Origin of the sequence: Nonomuraea turcica (assembly GCF_030718205.1) — a bacterium.
Lineage (GTDB): Bacteria > Actinomycetota > Actinomycetes > Streptosporangiales > Streptosporangiaceae > Nonomuraea.
The window spans coordinates 300,610-320,514 of sequence record NZ_JAUZQF010000014.1; the positions used below are offsets into that span (position 1 = coordinate 300,610).

Below are 19,905 nucleotides of genomic sequence, written 5' to 3' on the forward strand. Positions count from 1 at the left end.
GGAGCAAGTCAGGGTCGAAGGCTGACCGAACCTGATCGGCCGCGTTACGAAAGGACCCCCCGTGCGTAAGCGCCTCGCGTTGTTGCTGGCCGTGTTGTTGTCCGTGTTATGGCAGGCGCCGTCTCCCGCGTCCGCGTCCGCATCCGTTGCCGCCGCCGAGCGGAACGGGCTGCGCGGCGACTACTACCTCGCCTCCGGGGCGGGAAAGTTCGATTTCGCCGAGCTGAAGGCGAGCGTCGTCGACCCCAACCTGGAGCTGGCCGACCTGAACCCTGTCTTCCGGCTGCTGGCCGGGAGGGAAGACGACGTCACCGTCCGGTGGACGGGGCAGATCCAGGCGAAGTACTCCGAGACCTACACGTTCTCCATGATCGGCGACAACGGCTTCCGCCTCTGGATCGACGGCAAGCCGATCATCGATCACTGGGTGGACGACTGGGACCGCGAGCAGGTCGGCACCCCGATCGCCCTGGAGGCCGGCCGCACGTACGACGTCAAGGTCGAGTACTTCGAGCACTTCGGCGGCGCCCACCTGCGGCTGCGCTGGCAGAGCCCGAGCCAGCCGAAGGCGATCGTGCCCACGGAGGCGTTCACGTTGCCCGCCGGCTTCGAGCCCGAAGGGCCGTCCGGCGCCCGGCTCGGCGCGGCCGGCGACGTGGTGACGCTGACGTTCGCCAAGCCTCTGCAGGAGGTGCCCGCGGGGGCCTTCGGCAAGCTCGGCATCACGGTCGGCGGGACCTCGTGGCCGGTCACCGCCGCCACCCTGAAGAATCCGGAAACCATTGAACTCAAGCTGAAATATCCGGTTCCGGCCAAGGCCGGTGCCACCGTCCGCGCCTCCTACGACGGCAGCGGCGGCATCACCCACACCGACGGCACGCCCTTGGCCGCCTACCGGCACGCGTACGTGGTCAACGCCTCCACGTACGTGCTGCGCACCCAGTGGGCCGACGACGTGAACCCGGCCGATCCGCTGCCGGAGTACCCCAGGCCGCAGCTCGTCAGGGACCGCTGGCGCAGCCTCAACGGCACCTGGCAGTTCGCCCCGGCCAAGAGCGGCGAGGCCGCGCCGATCGGCAGGGACCTGCCCGAGCGCATCGTCGTGCCGTACCCGGTGGAGTCGCAGCTGTCCGGCATCGGCCGGCACGAGGAGCGCATGTGGTACCGCAGGACGTTCGACGTGCCGGTCACCTGGCGCGCCCAGCGGCTGCTGCTGCACCTGGACGCCGTGGACTGGGAGAGCGTGATCTACGTCAACGGCAAGCAGGTCGGCGCCCACAAGGGCGGCTACGACCGGATCACCGTGGACGTGACGGACGCGCTCAAGCCCACCGGCAAGCAGGAGCTCATCGTCGGCGTCGCCGACCCCACCGACACCGGCGCGCAGCCCATCGGCAAGCAGCGGCTCGACCCGAGCGGCATCTGGTACACCGCCGTGTCCGGCATCTGGCAGCCGGTCTGGATGGAGCCGGTGCCCAGGGAGCGGATCGACCGCGTCGACACCGTGCCCGACCTGCGGGGCCAGGCCGTGTACGTGACCGTCCATGGCTCGCCGGGCCGCGCCACCGTCGTCGCCAAGGACGGCAACCGCGTGGTGGGCATCGTCAGCGGCCAGGTGGGCCGGGAGCTCAGGCTTCCCGTGCCCAACCCGAAGCTGTGGTCCCCCGACAACCCGTTCCTCTATGACCTGACCGTCCAGCGCGGGCTGGACCGGGTCGAGTCGTACGTCGGGATGCGCTCCATCTCCGTAGCGGGCAATCGGATGCTGCTCAACGGCAAGCCGGTCTTCCAGATCGGCCCGCTCGACCAGGGCTTCTGGCCGGACGGCATCTACACGGCCCCGACCGACGAGGCGCTGCGCTACGACCTGGAGCAGACCAAGGCGCTCGGCTTCAACGCCGTGCGCAAGCATGTCAAGGTCGAGTCCGACCGCTGGTACCACCACGCCGACAAACTCGGCCTGCTCGTCTGGCAGGACATGCCGTCGGCCTTCCGCACCACCGACCGGCCGCAGTTCGAGGCGGAGCTGCGCGAGATGATCGACCAGCACCGCAGCAGCCCGTCGATCGTCATGTGGGTGCCGTTCAACGAGGGCTGGGGCCAGTACGACCAGGCGCGCATCGCCGACCTCGTCAAGAGCTGGGACCCCTCGCGCCTGGTGAACAACATGAGCGGCGTCAACTGCTGCGGCGCCGTGGACGGCGGCAACGGCGACGTCAAGGACTTCCACATCTATCCCGGCCCCGGCAACCCGGGCAAGCCCACCGGTACCCGCGCCAACGTGATCGGCGAGTACGGCGGCCTGGCCCTGCCCCTGGTCGGCCATACCTGGTCCGGCGGCGGCTGGGGCTACGCGGTCGAACCGAACCCGGAGGCCCTCACCACCCGCTACGTCAACATGATCAAGGAGCTCGAGCGGCTGCACGCCTGCGAGCAGCTCAGCGCGGCCATCTACACCCAGACGACCGACGTCGAGACCGAGATCAACGGCCTGATGACGTACGACAGGGCGATCACCAAGCCCGACGTGCAGCGTGTCCACGACGCGCACAAGGCGCTCACCGGCGCGCTCAACCCCACCTGCAGCTGACCTTCCACCCGCCCGGGCCCCTGTGGCCCGGGCGCGGCACCTGGTAGGAAAGGAACCGCCATGACCCCCCAGATCCGGACGGCCGGTTTGGCGCTGGCCGTGCTCCTCACCACCGCCGCCTGCGCCAAGGCCGAGGAGCCGCAGAGCGCGCCCGCCGCCGCGAGCACCGCCGGGCAGCAGGTCGTGCAGACCCCCGCGGGTGGCACCGGGCCGACCTGCACGTTGCAGCAGTCCGGTGGCACGACGTTCGACCTGAAGTCCGCCACCGTCGGCTTCTCCCAGTCCGAGAAGGAGGCCAACCCCTTCCGCATCGCGGAGACCAAGTCCATCAAGGACGAGGCGGCCAGGCTCGGCATCGCCAACCTCAAGGTCACCAACGCGCAGTCGCAGTTCTCCAAGCAGATCACCGACGTCCAGCAGCTCATCGCCCAGGGCGCGCGGCTGCTGATCATCGCCCCGCTCAACTCCGACGGCTGGGAGCCGGTCCTCCAGCAGGCCGCGGCCAAGAAGATCCCGATCATCACCGTGGACCGTAAGATCAACGCCAGGCCGTGCGCCGACTACCTGACGTTCATCGGCTCGGACTTCTACGAGCAGGGCAAGCGCGCCGCCGACCGGATGATCGAGGCAGTGGGCGGCAAGGGCAAGGTCGCCATCCTGCTCGGCGCGCCCGGCAACAACGTCACCACCGAGCGCACGAACGGCTTCAAGGACCGCGTCAAGGAGAAGGCGCCCGGCATCACGATCTCGTTCGAGCAGACCGGCGAGTTCGCCCGCGAGAAGGGACAGCAGGTCACCGAACAGCTCATCCAGTCCAACCCCGACATCAACGGCATCTACGCCGAGAACGATGAGATGGCGCTGGGCGCCGTCACCGCGCTGAAGGGCGCGGGCAAGGAGCCCGGCGACATCAAGATCGTGTCTGTGGACGGCACCCGCAGCGCCGTGCAGGGCATCGCCGACGGCTGGCTGCACGCGGTCATCGAGTCCAACCCCCGCTTCGGGCCGCTCGCCTTCGAGACCGCGCAGAAGTTCCTGGACGGGCAGGCCATCCCGGACAAGGTGATCATCTCCGACCGTGACTACGACACGAGCAACGCCAAGGACTCGCTCGGTGAGGCGTACTGACTTGGCTGACTGGACAGACTCGGCCGACGTGGAGCCGGTGCTCGAAGCCCGGGGAATCACCAAGCGATTCCCCGGCGTGCTCGCCCTCGACGGCGTGTCCCTCGCCCTGCGCCCAGGCGAGGTGCACGCCCTCGTGGGGGAGAACGGCGCCGGCAAATCCACGCTGATCAAGGTCTTCACCGGCGTGTACCGGCCGGACGGCGGCGAACTGCGCTACCAGGGCGGCCCCGCCGCCTTCGCCACCCCCATGGACGCGCAGCGAGCCGGCATCTCCACCATCTACCAGGAGGTCAACCTCGTCCCGATGATGAGCGTGGCCCGCAACCTGCTGCTCGGCCGCGAGCCCCGCGGCCGCTTCGGCGTGATCCACACAGCCGCCCTGTACGGCGAGGCTTCCCGCGTGCTGGCGGGTTATGGCGTCTCGGCCGACGTCCGCCGGCCGCTGCGGACGCTCGGCGTGGGCGCCCAGCAGATGGTCGCCCTGGCCAGGGCGGTCTCCGTGGACGCCCGGGTGGTCATCATGGACGAACCCACGTCGTCGCTCGAGCCGCGCGAGGTCGAGACGTTGTTCGGGGTGATCAGGCGGCTGCGGGACGCCGGGATCGCCGTCCTGTACGTCAGCCACCGGCTGGACGAGTTGTACCAGGTGTGCGATCGGGTGACCGTGTTGCGCGACGGCCGCCTCGCCCACACGGGGCCGCTCGCCGACCTGGAACGACTCCGGCTCATCTCGCTCATGCTGGGCCGGGACCTCAACGAGGTCCGCACCGAAGGCCTCACCCGCTTCTCCCGCCACCGCCCCGCCGGGAGCACCGCGGTGGGCGGGCACGGGAACGGTCAGGCGCCCATCGTCCGGGCGCGTGGGCTGACCCGTCGTCATGTCCTCCATGGCGTGGACATCGACATCAGGCCCGGCGAGGTGGTCGGCTTGGGCGGGCTCCTCGGGGCGGGCCGTACCGAGACGGCGAAGGCCATCGTCGGCGCGTTGCCACTGGACGGCGGGCAGGTGCACGTGGCGGAGGCGCCGCTGCGCACCGGCTCCACCGCGGCGGCCATCAGGGCGGGGGTCAGCCTGCTGCCGGAGGACCGCAAGGCCGAGGGCATCATCCCGACGCTCTCCGTGAGGGAGAACATCGCCCTGGCCGCCCTCCCGTCACTCGGCACCGCAGGTGTCGTGTCCGAGGCGAAGATCGACCGGGTGGTCGGGATCTTCATGCGGCGGCTGAGGATCAAGGCCGCCTCGCCGCACCAGCTGGTGTCCGAGCTGTCCGGCGGCAACCAGCAGAAGGTGCTGCTGGCCCGCTGGCTGGCCGTACGGCCCAAGGTACTGCTGCTGGACGAGCCCACCCGCGGCATCGACGTCGGCGCCAAGGCCGAGGTGCAGGCGCTGATCGACGAGCTGGCGGAGGAGGGCCTGGGCGTGCTGCTGATCTCCTCCGACTTGGAGGAGCTCGTCGAGGGCGCCGACAGGATCCTCGTGCTGCGCGAAGGCGCGGTCGCGGGGGAGCTGTCGGGCGACGAGGTGACCGAGGAGAGGATCATGGCGACGATCGCGGAGCAGTCCGATGGCTGAGCGGGGCGGTCAGATGGCCCGCGTCGCGGTGCTCAAGCCGCGCGTGCTCGCCTGGGTGCAGGACTACGGCGTGTACGCGGCCGTGCTGGCGCTGCTGCTGTTCAACGTGCTGTTCACCCCGCACTTCCTGGACGCCGCGAACTTCCGCACCCAGCTCGTCCAGGTCACCCCCATCGTGATCGTCTCGCTCGGGATGGCGCTGGTGATCGGCACCCAGGGCATCGACCTGTCGGTCGGCTCGGTGATGGCGCTCGCGGCCGCGCTGGTCGTGATGTACCTGGGGTACGGCTGGCTGCCGGCCGTGCTCGTGGCCGTGATCGGCGGGGCGGCGGTCGGAGCGGCGGGCGGAGCGCTGGTGGCGTACGTCGGGGTGCAGCCGATCGTGGCCACCCTCGCGCTGCTCGTCGGCGTGCGCGGGCTGGCCAACGTGCTGGTGCCGCAGCTCGTCGAGTTCCGCAACCCCGACCTGATCGCGCTGGGCAGCAGCTCGGTGGCCGGGATCCCGGTGATCGTGCTGATCGCGGCGACGCTGACCCTGATCGTGTTGTTCGTGGTGCGGCGCACCACGTTCGGGCGGCAGGTGGTCGCGATCGGCGGCAACCGGCCGGCCAGCGAGTTGTCCGGCCTGCCGGTCAAGCGCGTGCTCCTGACCGTCTACGTGATCTCGGGCCTGCTGGCGGCGCTGGCCGGGGTGCTGGCCACGGCCCGGCTGCAGGCCAGCGACCCGACGTCGCTCGGCCTGTTCATCGAGCTGTCGGCCATCACCGCGGTCGTGGTCGGCGGCACGCCGCTGACCGGCGGCCGGATCCGGGTGCTCAGCACGGTCATGGGTGCGCTGCTCATGCAGTTGCTGTCGGCCACGCTGATCAAGCACAACCTGCCCCAGTCGTGGACCCAGATGGTCCAGGCGGCCATCATCCTGGCCGCCGTCTACGCCACCAGGGAGCGCCGATGAACCGAGAACAGGCCGGCCGGGTGCTCCAGCAGCACGGCGCCCTCATGGTGCTGGGTCTGCTGGTGGTCGGGGGCAGCCTCGCCTTCGACTCGTTCGCCACGCCGGGGAACGCGGCCAGCGTCGTGGTGTCGTCGTCGTTCCTGGCGATCATCGCGATCGGGATGACGTTCGTCATCATCAGCGGCGGCATCGACCTGTCGGTGGGATCGCTGTTCGTGCTGGGCGGGGTCCTGGCCGCCTACGGCTCCCCGTACGGCCTGCCGGTGGCGCTGCTGCTGCCGCTGGCGGTGTGCGGGATGGTCGGCCTGCTCCAGGGGCTGGTGATCGCCAGGACGGGGATGGCGCCGTTCATCGTCACCCTGGCCGGGCTGCTCGGCGTGCGCGGGCTGATGCTGGCGATCTCCGACGAGGGCGCCACCACGTACCTCGTGAAAGACCCCGCCTTCGCCGCCGTGGGCCAGGGCGAGGTGCTCGGCCTGTCCTATCCGGTCTACATCACCGCCGCCCTGGCCCTGGCGGCGATGGTGCTGCTGCAGCGCACCGGCTTCGGCCAGAACGTCTACGCCATCGGCGGGAACGAGCAGGCGGCCGCGCTGATGGGCGTGCCGGTCGCCCGGACCAAGGTCTGGGTGTACGTCATGTCGGGCCTGCTGGCCGGCCTCGCCGGAGCGCTGAACGCGGCCCGCCTGTCATCCGGCGTGACCATCCTCGGCATCGGCCTCGAACTGGACGCCATCGCCGCCGTGGTGATCGGCGGCACCCTGCTGACCGGGGGAGCGGGCGGGATCACCGGCACCGTGGCCGGGGTGCTGCTGCTCGGCGTCATCCAGAGCTTGATCAACCAGGTCGGGAGCCTGACGTCGGCGTTCCAGCAGGTCGTGAGCGGGGTGTTCCTGGCGCTGGTGGTAGTGGCGCAGCGGCTGCTGAGCAAGGCGCAGCGACTGACATGACCCGCGCCGCGCGGTCAAGCGACTGCAAAGGCCGCGTCAGGGCAGAAGTAGCGTTCATGGCAGAGCCATCGGACAACCGCCGGGCCGAGCTGATCGCCGCGGCCCAGGCGAACTGGATATCGGCGCTCACCGACCTGGGCGGGCGCAACACGCTGCTCTACTACAAGGACCGCCGGGCAGGCACCCTCGACCTGGCCACGGCCGACCCCGCGAACCTCGAACGCTTCCTCCGCACCGGCTCGATCAGGCTCACCCGCCTGTTCAGCGACGCCGACGCCAGGGCCGACGCGATCAGACGCGTGCAGGCCATCCACCGCAAGTCCCGCGAGCTGCTCGAGGAGCGCGGGCTGCGGGCCGCGTACCTGGCCACCGGCATGGCCACATGGGACGAGCTGTTCCTCGAGCCCGCCGCGCCCGTGCTGCTGCGCGGCCTCACCATCACCCCCACCCGGGCCAGGCACGACGATTTCCACCTCGCGCTCGACGACGAGGTCGAGGTCAACCCGGTGCTGCTGCACAAGCTCGCCACCGTGTACGGCGCCGACGCCGAGCGCGCCACCGGCGACCACGACCAGCTGCGCGCCATCGCGGCCGCCGCCGAGGTGCCGGGATTCGACATCCAGGATCGGCGGGTCATCGGCACGTTCACCTACTCCAAACTGCCCATGGTCAGGGACATGCAGGCGGCGGGCGAGCTGCTGGCCGACAGCGACGTGGTGGCAGCCATCGCCGGCGACGCCGAGGCGCAGGAACTGCTGTCGGGCGATAGGGGGGAGGTGCTGGAGCTGGACTCGCCGGAGGACGACTACTCGGTGCTCGACGCCGACTCCTCTCAGCGCAGTACCATCGACGCCGTGCTGTCCGGCCGCAGTCTCGTGATCCACGGGCCGCCGGGCACCGGCAAGAGCCAGACCATCGCGAACCTGATCGCGGCGTTGGTCGCCAAAGGGCGCAAGGTGCTGTTCGTGGCCGAGAAGCGGGCCGCGATCGACGCCGTGCTGTCCCGCCTCAAGGGCGCCGACCTGGGGGACCTGGTGCTCGACATCCACGAGGGCACGCGTGACCGGCTGCGCATCGCCCGGGACCTGGGCGACACGCTCGACCTCGCCCAGACCGTGACCGAAGGGCCCGAGCAGGAGCTGGACCGGCGGCTCATCGACCGGCAGCGCCGGCTGTCGCGGCACGTGGCGGGGCTGCACGAGCCGCGCCCGCCGTGGGGAGTGTCGGCGTTCCAGATCCAGTCGGCGCTGCTCGGCGTGCCGGCCGAGGCGCGTACGCCGGTGCGGCTCTTCCCGCCCGAGCACATCGACCGCGAGGCGGCCGACCGGATCAGGGACGAGCTGCGCGACTTCGCCCACCTGGGCGGGTTCACCCTGCGTCCCGGCAGCACCCCCTGGTACGGGGCGTCGCTGCGGACCGCCGAGCAGGCCCGGCAGGCCGCCGATCTCGCGTCCCGCCTGCATTCGCATCTGCTGCCGCTGCTGGCGTACCGGGTGGACCAGGCGTGCGCCGAGGCCGGCCTGCGCGCGCCCGAGGGGCACCGGGAACGGGTGACGGTGCTGCAGCTCTTCGCCGGGGTCGCGCAGACGATGCGGCGCCTGTCGCCCCGCGTCTTCGAGTCGGATCCTTCCCGCCTGGCCGCCGCCGCCGGCGATGGCACCGCCGGCGATGGTCCCCTGGGGCTGCGGGAGCGTCACGCGCTGCGCAAGCGGGCGCGTGCCCTGTGGCTGGGCGCCGGCAAGCCGGAGCGCGCCGAGCTGCACGCGGCGCTGGCGGAGGCGGCCGAGCAGCTCGCCGAGTGGGACGCCCGCCGCCTCCCGCCACCCGCGCCGGACGCCTGGCGCGCCGGCCCCGACGGCACCTCCCCGTCCGGCAGGCCGCCGTGGCCGCCGTCCGATCTCGGCGGGCTGCTGCGGCTGCAGGCCGAGTGCGAGGCACAGCTGGCCTCCCTGCGCGCCTACGTACGCGTCCCCGACGACCCCGGCGAGGTCCTCGCCGCGCTCTGCGCCGACCGCGACACCGCGTGGAAACTCCCCAGACTGTACGACCTGGGCATGCGGTTCGACGCCCTGGGCCTCGGTCAGCTCCTCGACGACCTGGCACGCAAGCAGGCGACGGCGGACCTGGCGGCGGCCGCGTTCGACCACGCCTGGTACTCCTCCATCCTCGACCACGTCAGGGTCAGCGACCCGCGGTACGCCGCGGAAAGGGGAGACGCGCTCGACGAGATCGCCGGCGACTTCCGTGAGCGCGACATCCGGCACCTGGCCGCCAACCGGGCACGGGTCCGCAGGGCGTGGGCGGTCCGGCTGCGCGACGCCGAGGACCGGCACCCGCTCCAGGCCAGGGTGATCCGCAAGCAGGCGGCTCTGCGCCGGGGCCAGCTACCGCTGCGCCGCCTGCTCGACCAGACGGGCGATGTGCTGTTCGCGCTCAAGCCGTGCTGGGCCATGTCCCCGCTGATCGTCAGCCAGGTGCTCCCCGCGACCAGGCTGTTCGACGTGGTGATCTTCGACGAGGCCAGCCAGATCGTGCCCGCCGACGCGGTCCCGTCCGTCATGCGGGCGCACCAGATCGTGGTCGCCGGCGACGACCGGCAGCTCCCGCCGACGAACTTCTTCCGGCAGGTGGGTGACGGGGCCGATGACGCCGAGGACGAGGAGAGCATGGTGTCGTTCGGCGCGGGGTTCGAGTCGGTGCTGGACGCGCTCCGCCCGCTGTTGCCGACATGGCCGCTGACCTGGCACTACCGGAGCAGGGACGAGCGGCTGGTGGCGTTCTCGAACGCGCGCATCTATGGCGGCGCGCTGACCACGTTCCCCGGCGTGTCGCGCGGTGACTGCCTGCGGCACGTGGTCGTCGCCCAGCCGGCGGCCCCGACCACCGGGCCCGGTCAGGAGGCGTCGGTGCCGGCCGAGGTGGACAAGGTCGTGGAGCTGGTGCTGGACCACGCCCGCGCCCGCCCGGGCGAGTCGCTCGGCGTGATCGCGCTCGGCATGCGCCACGCCGAACGCGTCGACCAGGCGCTGCGGGAGGCGCTGGCCGAGCATCCCGAGTTGGAGGACTTCTTCGCCGAGGACGCGCCGGAGCCGTTCTTCGTCAAGAACCTCGAACGCGTCCAGGGTGACGAACGTGACGCGATCATCCTCACCATCGGGTACGGCAAGCACCGCGACGGCCGCATGCGCTACCAGTGGGGCCCGCTGCTGCGTGACGGCGGCGAGCGCCGGCTGAACGTGGCCGCCACCCGCGCCAAGCACCGGCTCACCCTGGTCAGCTCGTTCTCCAGCCACGACGTGGACCCCGCCCGCGTCACCAAGGCAGGAGCCCGGCTGCTGGCCGACTACCTGGAGTACGCGGGCTCCGGCGGCACCCCCGCCGACGCCTCGGGCGGCACGGCACTCAATCCGTTCGAGGCCGACGTACGCGACCGGCTGGCCAGGCACGGCATCACCGTCGTCCCGCAGTACGGCGTCGGCGGTTTCCGTGTCGACTTCGCCGCCACCCACCCGAGGGACCCCGACCGCATGGTCCTGGCGATCGAGGCCGACGGCGCCTCCTACCGCGACTCGCGCAGCGTGCGCGACCGCGACCGGCTGCGCAAGGAGCACCTGGAACGGCTCGGCTGGAACTTCCACCGCCTGTGGTCCACGAACTGGTTCCACAACCCGCAGGCCGAGGCGGACAAGCTGCGCAAGGCGTATCAGGAGGCGGTCGCGGCGTACGAACCCGAGCCTGAACCCGAGCGGGCGCCGGAGCCGCCGCCGCCGCCCCACGCGGCCGCGGAGCCGGACCACCGGCCGCCGGGGCCCCGGCGCGAGCTGGAGCGGCGCACGCGAGCGCCTGCCGCGGAGTTGGACGGCCGTTCGCGGGCGCAGGGCGGGGAGTTGGACGGCCGTTCACAGGCGCCGGGCGGGGAGCTGGACCGGCCCGGCTGACGTCCCGATCAAGCGGGCGGCCCCGGCGAGGGCCGCCCGCTCAGCTCAGCGTCTCCCACCAGCCGTCCACCGCCGGCGCCGCGGTGGTGTCGACGGCCTCGCCCGGCCGCGGCACGACGATCTTGACGTCGCGCGCCTTGGCCTCCCGCCACAGCCGATCGACCGGCTCCGCCCACGGGTGCAGAGCCAGCGTGAACGTCGCCCAGTGCACCGGCAGCAACAGCTCGCCCCCAAGGTCGAGCTGGGCGTTGACGGCCTCTTCCGGGTTCATGTGGATGTCCGGCCAGGCGGGGCTGTAGGCGCCGATCGGCATCAGCGTCAGGTCGAACGGCCCGTGCGCCGACCCGATGCCCCGGTAACCCTCGAAGTATCCGGAGTCGCCCGCGTAGAACACCCGCTTGCTCGCCCCGGCGACCACCCAGGACCCCCACAACGTGTCGTTGCGGGTCAACGCCCGCCCTGAGAAGTGGCGGGCCGCCGTGGCGACGAAGCGCAGCCCCGCCACCTGGGCCTCCTCCTCCCAGTCGAGCTCGATGATCCGGTAGGCGGGCACGCCCCACCGCTCCAGGTGCGCGCCGATGCCCAGCGGCACCAGGAACGGCGCCTTCTGCGTCCTGGTCAGCGAGCGCACGGTCGCCAGGTCCAGGTGGTCGTAGTGGTCGTGCGAGATCGCGATGGCGTCGATCGGCGGCAACTCGCCGATCGCGACCGGCACCGGGTGGTGCCGCTTCGGGCCGATCAGCTGCGAGGGGGAGGGACGCTTGCTCCACACCGGGTCGAACAGCACCCGCTTGCCCTCGATCTCCACCAGCGTGGAGGCATGGCCGTACCAGACGACGCGTACGCCGTCGGCGGGGGGCGGCCCCGGCGCGGGGACCCGCAGCGGCACGGGACCCGCGGGGCGGCGCTGCTCCTTGTTCTTGGCCATCTCGGCGAACAGGTTCACGGGCGGGGTGGTCATCAGATGCGTCGGCTCGGGCATCGGGTTGAAAAACGTGCCGTCCCTGAACTGCGCCGACTGCCGCATCCGCGCCACCCGGTCCGGGCCCGAGCTCAGCGGCCGCACGCCCAGCTCGGCCGGCACGTCACGCAGCGCCCAGCCGGCCGCCAGGAGGGCCGCGCCGCCCGCCAGAATCCGCCGTGCCGTCGAGCCCCGCCGCTTACCCGCCATCGCTCACTCTCCCCTTCGGAGGTCTCTTCACTTCGCTCAACCGGGCCAGGACCCCCCGGTGTTCCCAGCCCTACGATATATCGCGATAGGTCACACTGTTTTGATCGTCCCGCCGTCGATGACGTAGTCGGCGCCGTTGATGCTTCCGGCGTGCGGCGAGGCGAGCCACGTCACGAGCGCGGCGACCTCCTCCGGCTCGACGAGGCGGCCCGTCGTCATCCCGCTGACGGACGGCAGCGCCGCCAGGAAGGGCTCGTGGTCGACGCCGTGTGCGGCGGCCACCGCGGCGCCGTACCCGTCGGGAGACTCCCACATCGAGGTGCGGGTGATGCCGGGTGAGATCGTGTTGACCCGCACCCCCTGGGGTCCGAACTCCTCAGACAGCGCCTTGCCGAACGCGGTCAGCGCCGCCTTGGCGGTCGTGTACGGCAGCGGGCCGTTGTGCGGCAGGCGGGCGCCGATCGAGGAGATGTTGATCACAGTGCCGCGGCGGCCGATGAGGCTCGGCAGGGCGGCTCTGGTGGCGCGGACGGCGCTGAGGAAGTTCAGGTCGTAGGTCTGCCGCCACTGCTCGTCGGCGAAGCCGAGGAAGCCGCCGGTCTGGCCCTCGCCTCCGTCGCCGCCGCCCACGTTGTTGACCAGCAGGTCGATCGCGCCCAGCTCGGCCAGGGCGCGGTCGATCACCTCGGCGGGGCCGTGCGCGGTGGACAGGTCGGCCGCCACGGCGACCGCACCGGTCTCCTTCAACGCGGGCGAGATCGTCCGGGCGGCGGCCACCACGCGCATGCCCTCGCCGGTCAGCGCCTGGACGATCGCCAGGCCCAGCCCTCTGCTCGCGCCGGTCACCACGGCCGTCTTGCCGGTGAGTCGCAGGTCCATGGTTCTCCTCCATGAGATGCATCAGTTGTGATGCTCAGACCATACAACTTGCAACATAAATGATGCAACTAATCGAGTAGCCGTGACAGTGCTGTACCCTGTGGGGGTGAGTGAGACGACGCGGGCGGTGCGGTCGGACGCGGCGCGGACGGTGCGGACCATCCTGGAGGCGGCCGAGCGCGTGCTCAGCAAGAACCCGGCGGCCAGCATGGAGCAGATCGCCGAGGCCGCGGGGGTGGCGCGCACGACCGTGCACCGGCGCTTCGCCTCGCGGGAGGCGCTGGTGCACGCGATGGCGGCATGGGCCACCCGGCAGTTCGCCGAGGCCGTCGAGTCCGCGCACCCGGAGGACACGCCGCCGCTGGTCGCGCTCTACCAGGTCACGGCCAGCGTGCTGCGGGTCAAGAGCACCTGGGGGTTCGCGATGAGCCGGGCGCTGTCGGACGACCCCGAGGTGGCCAGGGTGCACGCGGACGTGGAGGAACGCTGCGATCGCCTCTTCAGGAGGGCGCAGGCGGCCGGCGTGCTGCGGGCCGAGGTGGATCCCGGCTGGGCCAGGCGGGTCTACTACGCGCTGATCCATGAGGCGGCCCAGAGCCGCGACGCCGGCCCCGACGCCCTCGCCACCCGTGTGGTGGACACGCTGCTCCGGGGCGTCGGCACCGGCCAGGGCCTCTAAGGGCCGTCGCGCCGTTTGCGGCCGGGGTGCGGCCAGGGGTTCGGCCGGCAGCGGCCCAGCGACTTCGATTGCTGGACCATGACCGGGGCGAGCCGGCCGGGACCCGGGCAGGACTCGTGGTGGTGCCCGAGGGCGTGGCCGACCTCGTGGTTGATCAGGTACGCCCGGTACGCGGCCAGGTCGCGCCCGTACTGCGGCACGCCTTTCGCCCAGCGCCGGGCGTTGATGATCGAGCGGGTGCCGTTCCAGCAGGACAACTCGCCGCCGGTGCGCAGCGGCAGGCACTGGCGGACGGTGAGACTCGGGCTGGACAGGGCGACCCGCACCCGCACCGGGCCGCGATCGACACGCTGGAACCTGGCCCACCCGCGGGCGTCGTTGAGTATGCGATGCACCTGGGCGGCGAACGCACGGGCGCCGACCGGCAGGCCGCGCTCCACCTCGACCAGATACCGGATCACCGGCCCGCGGCCCGGCGGCGCCGGCGCGGCTCCGCGCACGACCGCGTACCTGCCGGAGGCCGCGTGCGGCACCTTCAGCGGGACCGGGTCGGGCACGGCGGAAGGGACGGGTCGTGCCTGAGCGCTGGACGGCGCGGCGGAAGGAACGGCACGAGCGGAAGGAGCGACGGGAACGGGTGCGGGCGGCTCGGCGGCGCAGGCGGCGGCGAGCAGTGCCAGCACGAGCAGCGCGAGCAGCGGCAACGCGTCCTCCCCATGAACGTACGGTGGGGAGGAATACGACTCTACGTAACCGCTCATCACATATGGTCACCGGGGTGACGCGAGCCCATGGGGCAGGACGCAACGGTGCTGGGCGTCTCGACAGGACGCCGCCGGGGTGGGCGTTTGGGCTCCCGCACAAGACGGGCGGCGTCGTTCGTCCGGAGCGCCGAAGATGCCGGGACGACAGAGGGTATGAACTGTTCCTCACATTCGCTATGAAAGCCTGAGATTCAGCCATGATCTCCGAGTTGGCTGTGTTGAGATGGGCGGAGGCGGTTAGGCGTCTGGGTGTGCTGCCGCTGGGGGCCGATCGGAGCCGGATTTGCTTGGGTCGGCATGCCTCAATCCGAGGGCCGCTTCGACGGGGGCCTTGTTGCAGCCTGTTGCGGTGCCGGGACAGGGTGGAGGTCGGCTAGTAGCTGGTCGGCTACGTGCGCGTGTCTGGTGCGGGCGACAGGCGGGCTGCCTGTCGGTGCGGGAAGAGGAATGACGTCGCACCGGCCGGACCGGGATCGTGAAGGTCTGCCAGGGATAGGGCTCCGGGGCTGGGGGAGGGTCGTTCGGCCTGGACGGGCAGATGGCCGCGGTTGCGGCGGTCACGTTCGTTTCTCGGGTTGTTGCGCGGCAGGCAGGTGCTGGGAAGCGGGTCCCGGCACGATCGCCGGCGGTGTGCCCGAGCCGGTCTCGATCTTGCCGTTCACGTTGTGCCGGTGGAGGCCGGGCCCTCTGCTGTCACGCAGTGCGGTTGGGCGGTCGGGCGGTTTTCTTGCGTTTTAAGGTTACTCGATGCGTCCCGGCTGACTACCGAGCTCACGACTTGCTGCGTCGACATCCGATCGCGCTGGGCAGCATGGTCATCCGCCACGTCAACGCCTCCGTCGAGGCGGCGCGTGCCTGTTACAGGAGCGCCGCCGTCGATCTGAAGGATCATCTGCTGCCGCACGTTCTGTCACAGGTTTTCCGCTGTTGATGCGAATCTCCTTGCCGCTATTGGTGGGGCATGGGACTACCTCGGCCCCACCCGGCAGGCCCGGCGGCTGGGCGGGGCGAGAACTTTCGGATGCGGTGCCTCTCACCACTGCGTCCATTAGGTCTGTGTCGGACGTGCAGGCGGCTCGATCACAACGCGTTCGCTCGGCGGGCGTAGGCGGGGGCGTGTTCGGGGCGAGGGCCGAAGGCGATCAGTTTGGAGGGGATGCGGCGGAAGGCCGGGAAGCGGCGGGCGATGAACACGAGCGGCTTGGGCGGGCCGACCCGCTTGCCGGCGAAGGCGGGGGCGAACATGACGCGGTGCAGCAGCAGTTGGAAGCGCTGGACCAGGACGGTCGGCCGCCAGCGGCGCTTTTGCACCTTGGCCAGGTCGGCGGTGGTCAGGGTGCCGTTCTGGAGGGGCTCGGCCAGGAGGGTGGCGGCGGCCACGGCGTCCTGGATGGCCAGGTTGATGCCCATGCCGCCGGCGGGTGACATGGCGTGCGCGGCGTCGCCGATGAGGAGCAGGCCGTCAATGTGCCAGCGGGGGAGGCGATTGAGCTTGACGTCGAGCAGGTGCAGGTCATCCATGCTGCGGATGTGCTCGACGCGGTCGGCGTACTGGGGCAGCAGTTGGGCGATCTTCTGGCGGAAGCGCTCGACGCCTTCGGCGCGCAGCCGGGGGTCGGCGCCCTTTCTGGTGAAGTAGGCGATCTGGTAGAAGTCCTCCCGGGTGAAGCTGAGCGCGATCTGGTCGCCTTTGAACTCGCCGACGAGCCTGGCGATCTGGTCCTGCTCGTCGGCGTGTCGCGGCAGCCGGAACCACCAGGTGTCGAAGGGGACGGGGTACTCCTTCGGGGAAAGGCCCGCCTCCTGGCGCAGGGTGGAGTGGCGGCCGTCGCAGGCCACGGTGAGCTCGGCGCGGATCTCGCCTTCCTCGCCGTCACGGGTGCGGTAGCGCACGCCGGCCACCTTGCCGTTCTCCTTGATCAAACCGGTGGCGGCGGTGTTCATCCGCAGCGTGAACGACGGTTCCTTGGCGGCTTCGCCGGCCAGGAAGTCGAGCAGGTCCCACTGGGGGATCATCGCGACGTAGTTGTAGGGCGCGGGCAGCGCGGCGAACTCGCTCAGCTGCACCCGGCCGCCGTCGGGTAGTGGCGCTTCCAGGTCGCCCAGCCGGCTCTGCGGCAGCGCCCGGAACTTCTCGCCCAGACCCAGCTCATCCATGAGCTGCACGGTGGAGGCGTGCACGGTGTCGCCGCGGAAGTCGCGCAGGAAGTCGCCGTGCTTTTCCAGCGCTGTCACCTGGATACCGCCTCGGGCCAGCAGCAGGCCGAGCACCATGCCGGCAGGGCCGCCTCCGCTGATCACCACAGTCGTCTTTTCGGTCATGATTCGGGCCTTTCTCCAAGAGATCGGGTGACCTCGTTGCAGAGACCATATTTGGGACAGTTTCAGATGTCTAGTAATCTTAAGTTTCATGACGATGGACATGTTGCAAGACCTGGTAGAGGCGGCCGTCCGGGCGGCCAGACAACGCGGCCAGGACGTCGCCGAGGTGCCATTGACCGCTATCGCCGCAGCCGCGGGCATCTCCCGTAGCACCCTGCTGCGCCGACTGAACGGTTCGCGCGCCACCCTCGATGAGGCCGTGCGCGCAGCGGGCATCGACCCTGGCGGCCGACTGCCGGTGCGGGAGCGCGCCATCGAGGCCGCAGGCCGCCTGATCGGCGAACGTGGACTCGGCGCGCTCACCCTGGACGCGGTCGCCGCCGCGGCCGACTGCTCCCTGCCCACCCTGCACACGGTGTTCCAGGGCCGAGACGGCCTGCTGGCCGCGGTCTTCGACCGCTATAGCCCCGTGCTGGACGTGGAGGCGCTGGCCGCGGGCCCGCCCGAGCACATCGAGGAGACCATCCGCGGCATCTACCGAGCGTTGATCGCCACGTTCGGCCAGGAGCCACGGGTCATGCCGGCGCTGTTCGCCGATGTCCTCGCCCGCCCCGCCGGCCCGGCCCGGCAGATCCTCGAACAAGCGACACCGCGCATGCTGCAGGGCGTCGGCACGCTGCTGTCCCGCGAGATAGCGCAGGGTCGCCTACGCGATCTTCCCATCGCCCTGCTCATTCAGATGATGATCGGGCCGCTGGTCCTGCACATGCTGCTCCGCCCTGTCCTGGAGGCATCTATCGGCCCGGACCTGCCGCCGATCGAGGAATCCGCCGCCGTGTTCGCCGCCGCCTTCCTCCGCGCCGTCACGCAATGAACCGTCTCCCCCGGATTCGCGCATGCCGCGGCCGCAACCTGTTCGACAGCCTTGCGTTTAAGGTTGCTCTCTCGAGGTTGATCACGATTGGGTGGCGGAGCGGCACGCCGGCGTGACACGAGGACGCCATCGTCGATCTTCTGTTCTGCGAAGAATCAAAGATCCAAAACGATGGCCGTGGGGTCCAGTATGACGGTTACGCCGCTGGGTACGGGAGTGGCATCGACGAGAAGTTCCGAGGCGATCGACAGGCTGGGGGAGTTCCGGGCAGGCTGGTACGACTGCTTGACCAGCCGCAAGGACGCGTTGTTCGAGCTCACCGACGCGGTGTTATCGGCGCCGATGATCACTTCGCTGCCGTATCTGAGTCTGGAGCCGGTCTTTCGCCGCAGTTGGGGCAGCTTGTATGACGGGCTGGCCGCGGGCCGCATCGATGATGATCGCGTGCCGGAGTTGCTGGTGGCGGCGGGGCCGAGGGATTGGCCGTTGACGTTCGCGATCGATGCCAGCACCCATCCGCGCCCATATGCCGAGACCAGCCCCGGACGGGAGTGGCATCATCTGTCCGGGCCGGGCGGGATGGATGGCGGAGTGCCCGGCTGGGCCTGGCAGCATGTCACCCAGCTCAACCTTGATCACGATTCGTGGGTCGCGCCAATGGACGCCGTCCGGGTTGCCACCGGAGGTCCGGCCCAGACGCTGGCCGCGGTCGGGCAGATCCGCGCCCTGGCCGGGCGCCTGCGCGCGGCCGGACGCGCCGGGCGCAAGCTATTCGTCCACGATGCCGGTTACGACCTGGCGGTGCTGGCCTACGAGCTGCATGGTGAGGCCGATGTGAACGGCGAGCACACGGCCCGCTGCACCGACCTGCCCGCCGACACCCATCACCGGTTGTGCGGGGTGCACACGGTCAGCGGCAACGACGACATCGAGTTGCTGGTCCGCATCCGCAACGACCGGCTGCTGTATCGTGACCCACCGCCGCGCGAGCCGGGCAACGGCGGCCGCCCCGGGACGTCCCCGCCGCCACGGCGAGCCCTTCTCCTGCGCCCGCCCCGACACTCATGGCGAGCCCGACCAGCACCTGACCCTCCACGATGAGCTTTGCGGCCAGGTCACCGTTACCGCCTGGGGTGGCCTGCACCCCAAGCTGGACAAGAAGGACCACTTCGCCCACCGGGCCGAAGCGCCGATCCTGTCCGGCACGGTCATCCGCGTCCAGGTGGAACGGCTGCCCGGCGGGCGACGTGCCACCCCTAAGCCGATGTGGCTGTTCTGGTCCGGCCAAGGCATCCCTGACCTGGAACGATGCTGGAGATCATATCTGCGGCGGTTCGACATCGAGCACTACCTGAAAATTCCTCAAGCGCGTGCTCGGCTGGACCCATATGGCGCTGCGCCATCCCGAACAGGCGATGCGCTGGACCTGGACCCTGCTGGCCGCCTACACCCAGCTCCTGCTCGCCCGCCACCACGCCCAAGATCAACGCTACCCTTGGGAACGGCGCCACCACCGCAGACTATCTCCGGGACGAGTCCGCAGGGATTCCCCCGACTGCTGATCACCTTGGGCACCCCCGCTACCCCACCGAAATCCTCCACGGCCGGTCCTGGACGCCCCAAGGGCCGTACCAGCACCCCAGCTCTACGCCACCCAGCACTCAAGAAGTCAGCTTGATCACCTTAAATCGCAAGGTTTTCGGCGGGGTGTTTATCGCTCAAACGTTCTACCCACGGGTGCGAACTCTTGGTAATGTTACGGCTACAAATCGTTGAGGTAGGAGGCGGGGTGCAGGTCGTGCGGCACATGCCGGATGCCTCCTCCGAACGGGGGCGGCGACGTGAGTAAGCTCACCGCGACCGCGACCTGCACCGCCCATGGCGCGATGGTGGAGCAGAGCGGCCAGGTCGTCCCGCAGCCGCTGCTGGCCCAGCGGGTCGCCTGGATGGCCGAACTGGCACAAGAACTGACCGCCGATCTGGTCGCCGCCCGGTGGAACCCGGCGGATCTGGATGCGCTGGCCTGCGGGGTCGGGCCGGACGGGCGGGCGTTGCCGGCCAAGGGCTGGATGGCTGTGCGGA

General features: G+C 70.6%; 14 protein-coding genes and 1 pseudogene. 11 read left to right on the forward strand and 4 right to left on the reverse strand.

The annotated features are described in order from the left end of the window. Positions 1 to 61 precede the first annotated feature (61 nt). Genes Q9G87_RS33985 through Q9G87_RS34010 form a run of 6 tightly spaced genes read left to right on the forward strand, consistent with a single transcriptional unit; the run spans position 62 to position 11,134 of the window. A complete protein-coding gene (locus Q9G87_RS33985; RefSeq protein ID WP_305920640.1) occupies positions 62 to 2,590 on the forward strand; it encodes a PA14 domain-containing protein in 2,529 nt (842 codons plus the stop codon). Between the two features lie 60 nt (positions 2,591 to 2,650). Further along, the gene (locus Q9G87_RS33990) at positions 2,651 to 3,718 is read left to right on the forward strand and encodes an ABC transporter substrate-binding protein (protein WP_305920641.1); all 1,068 of its coding nucleotides are present in this window, start codon (positions 2,651 to 2,653) and stop codon (positions 3,716 to 3,718) included. A 1-nt stretch (position 3,719) separates the two neighbouring features. Further along, positions 3,720 to 5,291 (forward strand): sugar ABC transporter ATP-binding protein, encoded by a 1,572-nt coding sequence (locus Q9G87_RS33995; protein ID WP_305920642.1) that lies wholly within the window; start codon positions 3,720 to 3,722, stop codon positions 5,289 to 5,291. Then, on the forward strand, positions 5,284 to 6,246 hold the full coding sequence (locus tag Q9G87_RS34000; protein ID WP_305920643.1) for an ABC transporter permease: 963 nt from the start codon (positions 5,284 to 5,286) through the stop codon (positions 6,244 to 6,246). Before Q9G87_RS33995 ends, Q9G87_RS34000 begins: the two co-directional genes overlap by 8 nt. Continuing rightward, positions 6,243 to 7,196 (forward strand): ABC transporter permease, encoded by a 954-nt coding sequence (locus Q9G87_RS34005; RefSeq protein WP_305920644.1) that lies wholly within the window; start codon positions 6,243 to 6,245, stop codon positions 7,194 to 7,196. The genes Q9G87_RS34000 and Q9G87_RS34005 overlap by 4 nt, the downstream gene beginning before the upstream one ends. Before the next feature lie 56 nt (positions 7,197 to 7,252). After that, the gene (locus tag Q9G87_RS34010) at positions 7,253 to 11,134 is read left to right on the forward strand and encodes an AAA domain-containing protein (RefSeq protein WP_305920645.1); all 3,882 of its coding nucleotides are present in this window, start codon (positions 7,253 to 7,255) and stop codon (positions 11,132 to 11,134) included. Between the two features lie 40 nt (positions 11,135 to 11,174). Here Q9G87_RS34010 and Q9G87_RS34015 read toward each other — a convergent pair whose 3' ends face one another. Both Q9G87_RS34015 and Q9G87_RS34020 read right to left on the reverse strand, forming a co-directional pair. Then, complete coding sequence (locus Q9G87_RS34015) at positions 11,175 to 12,305, reverse strand: MBL fold metallo-hydrolase (RefSeq protein ID WP_305920646.1); 1,131 nt, start codon at positions 12,303 to 12,305, stop codon at positions 11,175 to 11,177. Positions 12,306 to 12,395: 90 nt separating this feature from the next. Then, positions 12,396 to 13,184: an oxidoreductase gene (locus Q9G87_RS34020; RefSeq protein ID WP_305920647.1), complete on the reverse strand. Its 789-nt coding sequence runs from the start codon at positions 13,182 to 13,184 to the stop codon at positions 12,396 to 12,398. A 106-nt stretch (positions 13,185 to 13,290) separates the two neighbouring features. Here Q9G87_RS34020 and Q9G87_RS34025 point away from each other — a divergent pair, with 106 nt between their 5' ends. Then, positions 13,291 to 13,863 (forward strand): TetR/AcrR family transcriptional regulator, encoded by a 573-nt coding sequence (locus Q9G87_RS34025; RefSeq protein WP_305920648.1) that lies wholly within the window; start codon positions 13,291 to 13,293, stop codon positions 13,861 to 13,863. Here Q9G87_RS34025 and Q9G87_RS34030 read toward each other — a convergent pair. Together Q9G87_RS34030 and Q9G87_RS34035 are read right to left on the reverse strand one after the other, a co-directional pair. Next, entirely contained in the window at positions 13,860 to 14,624 is a 765-nt protein-coding gene (locus tag Q9G87_RS34030) for a DUF3152 domain-containing protein (protein WP_305920649.1), read from the reverse strand. The two genes, Q9G87_RS34025 and Q9G87_RS34030, sit on opposite strands and share 4 nt — an antisense overlap. Positions 14,625 to 15,707: 1,083 nt before the next feature. After that, positions 15,708 to 16,949, reverse strand: a complete 1,242-nt coding sequence (locus Q9G87_RS34035) for an FAD-dependent oxidoreductase (protein ID WP_305920650.1) — start codon at positions 16,947 to 16,949, stop codon at positions 15,708 to 15,710. A 94-nt stretch (positions 16,950 to 17,043) separates the two neighbouring features. Between Q9G87_RS34035 and Q9G87_RS34040 the strand changes: the two genes are divergently transcribed. From Q9G87_RS34040 to Q9G87_RS34055, 4 genes and pseudogenes are all read left to right on the forward strand, one after another. Beyond that, positions 17,044 to 17,823 (forward strand): TetR/AcrR family transcriptional regulator, encoded by a 780-nt coding sequence (locus Q9G87_RS34040; protein ID WP_371825862.1) that lies wholly within the window; start codon positions 17,044 to 17,046, stop codon positions 17,821 to 17,823. A 216-nt stretch (positions 17,824 to 18,039) separates the two neighbouring features. Then, the gene (locus Q9G87_RS34045) at positions 18,040 to 18,924 is read left to right on the forward strand and encodes a transposase (protein WP_305920652.1); all 885 of its coding nucleotides are present in this window, start codon (positions 18,040 to 18,042) and stop codon (positions 18,922 to 18,924) included. A gap of 269 nt (positions 18,925 to 19,193) precedes the next feature. Next, complete coding sequence (locus tag Q9G87_RS34050) at positions 19,194 to 19,385, forward strand: hypothetical protein (protein ID WP_305920653.1); 192 nt, start codon at positions 19,194 to 19,196, stop codon at positions 19,383 to 19,385. 279 nt (positions 19,386 to 19,664) lie between these two features. After that, a pseudogene (locus Q9G87_RS34055) lies at positions 19,665 to 19,905 on the forward strand (zinc ribbon domain-containing protein); the annotation flags it as partial.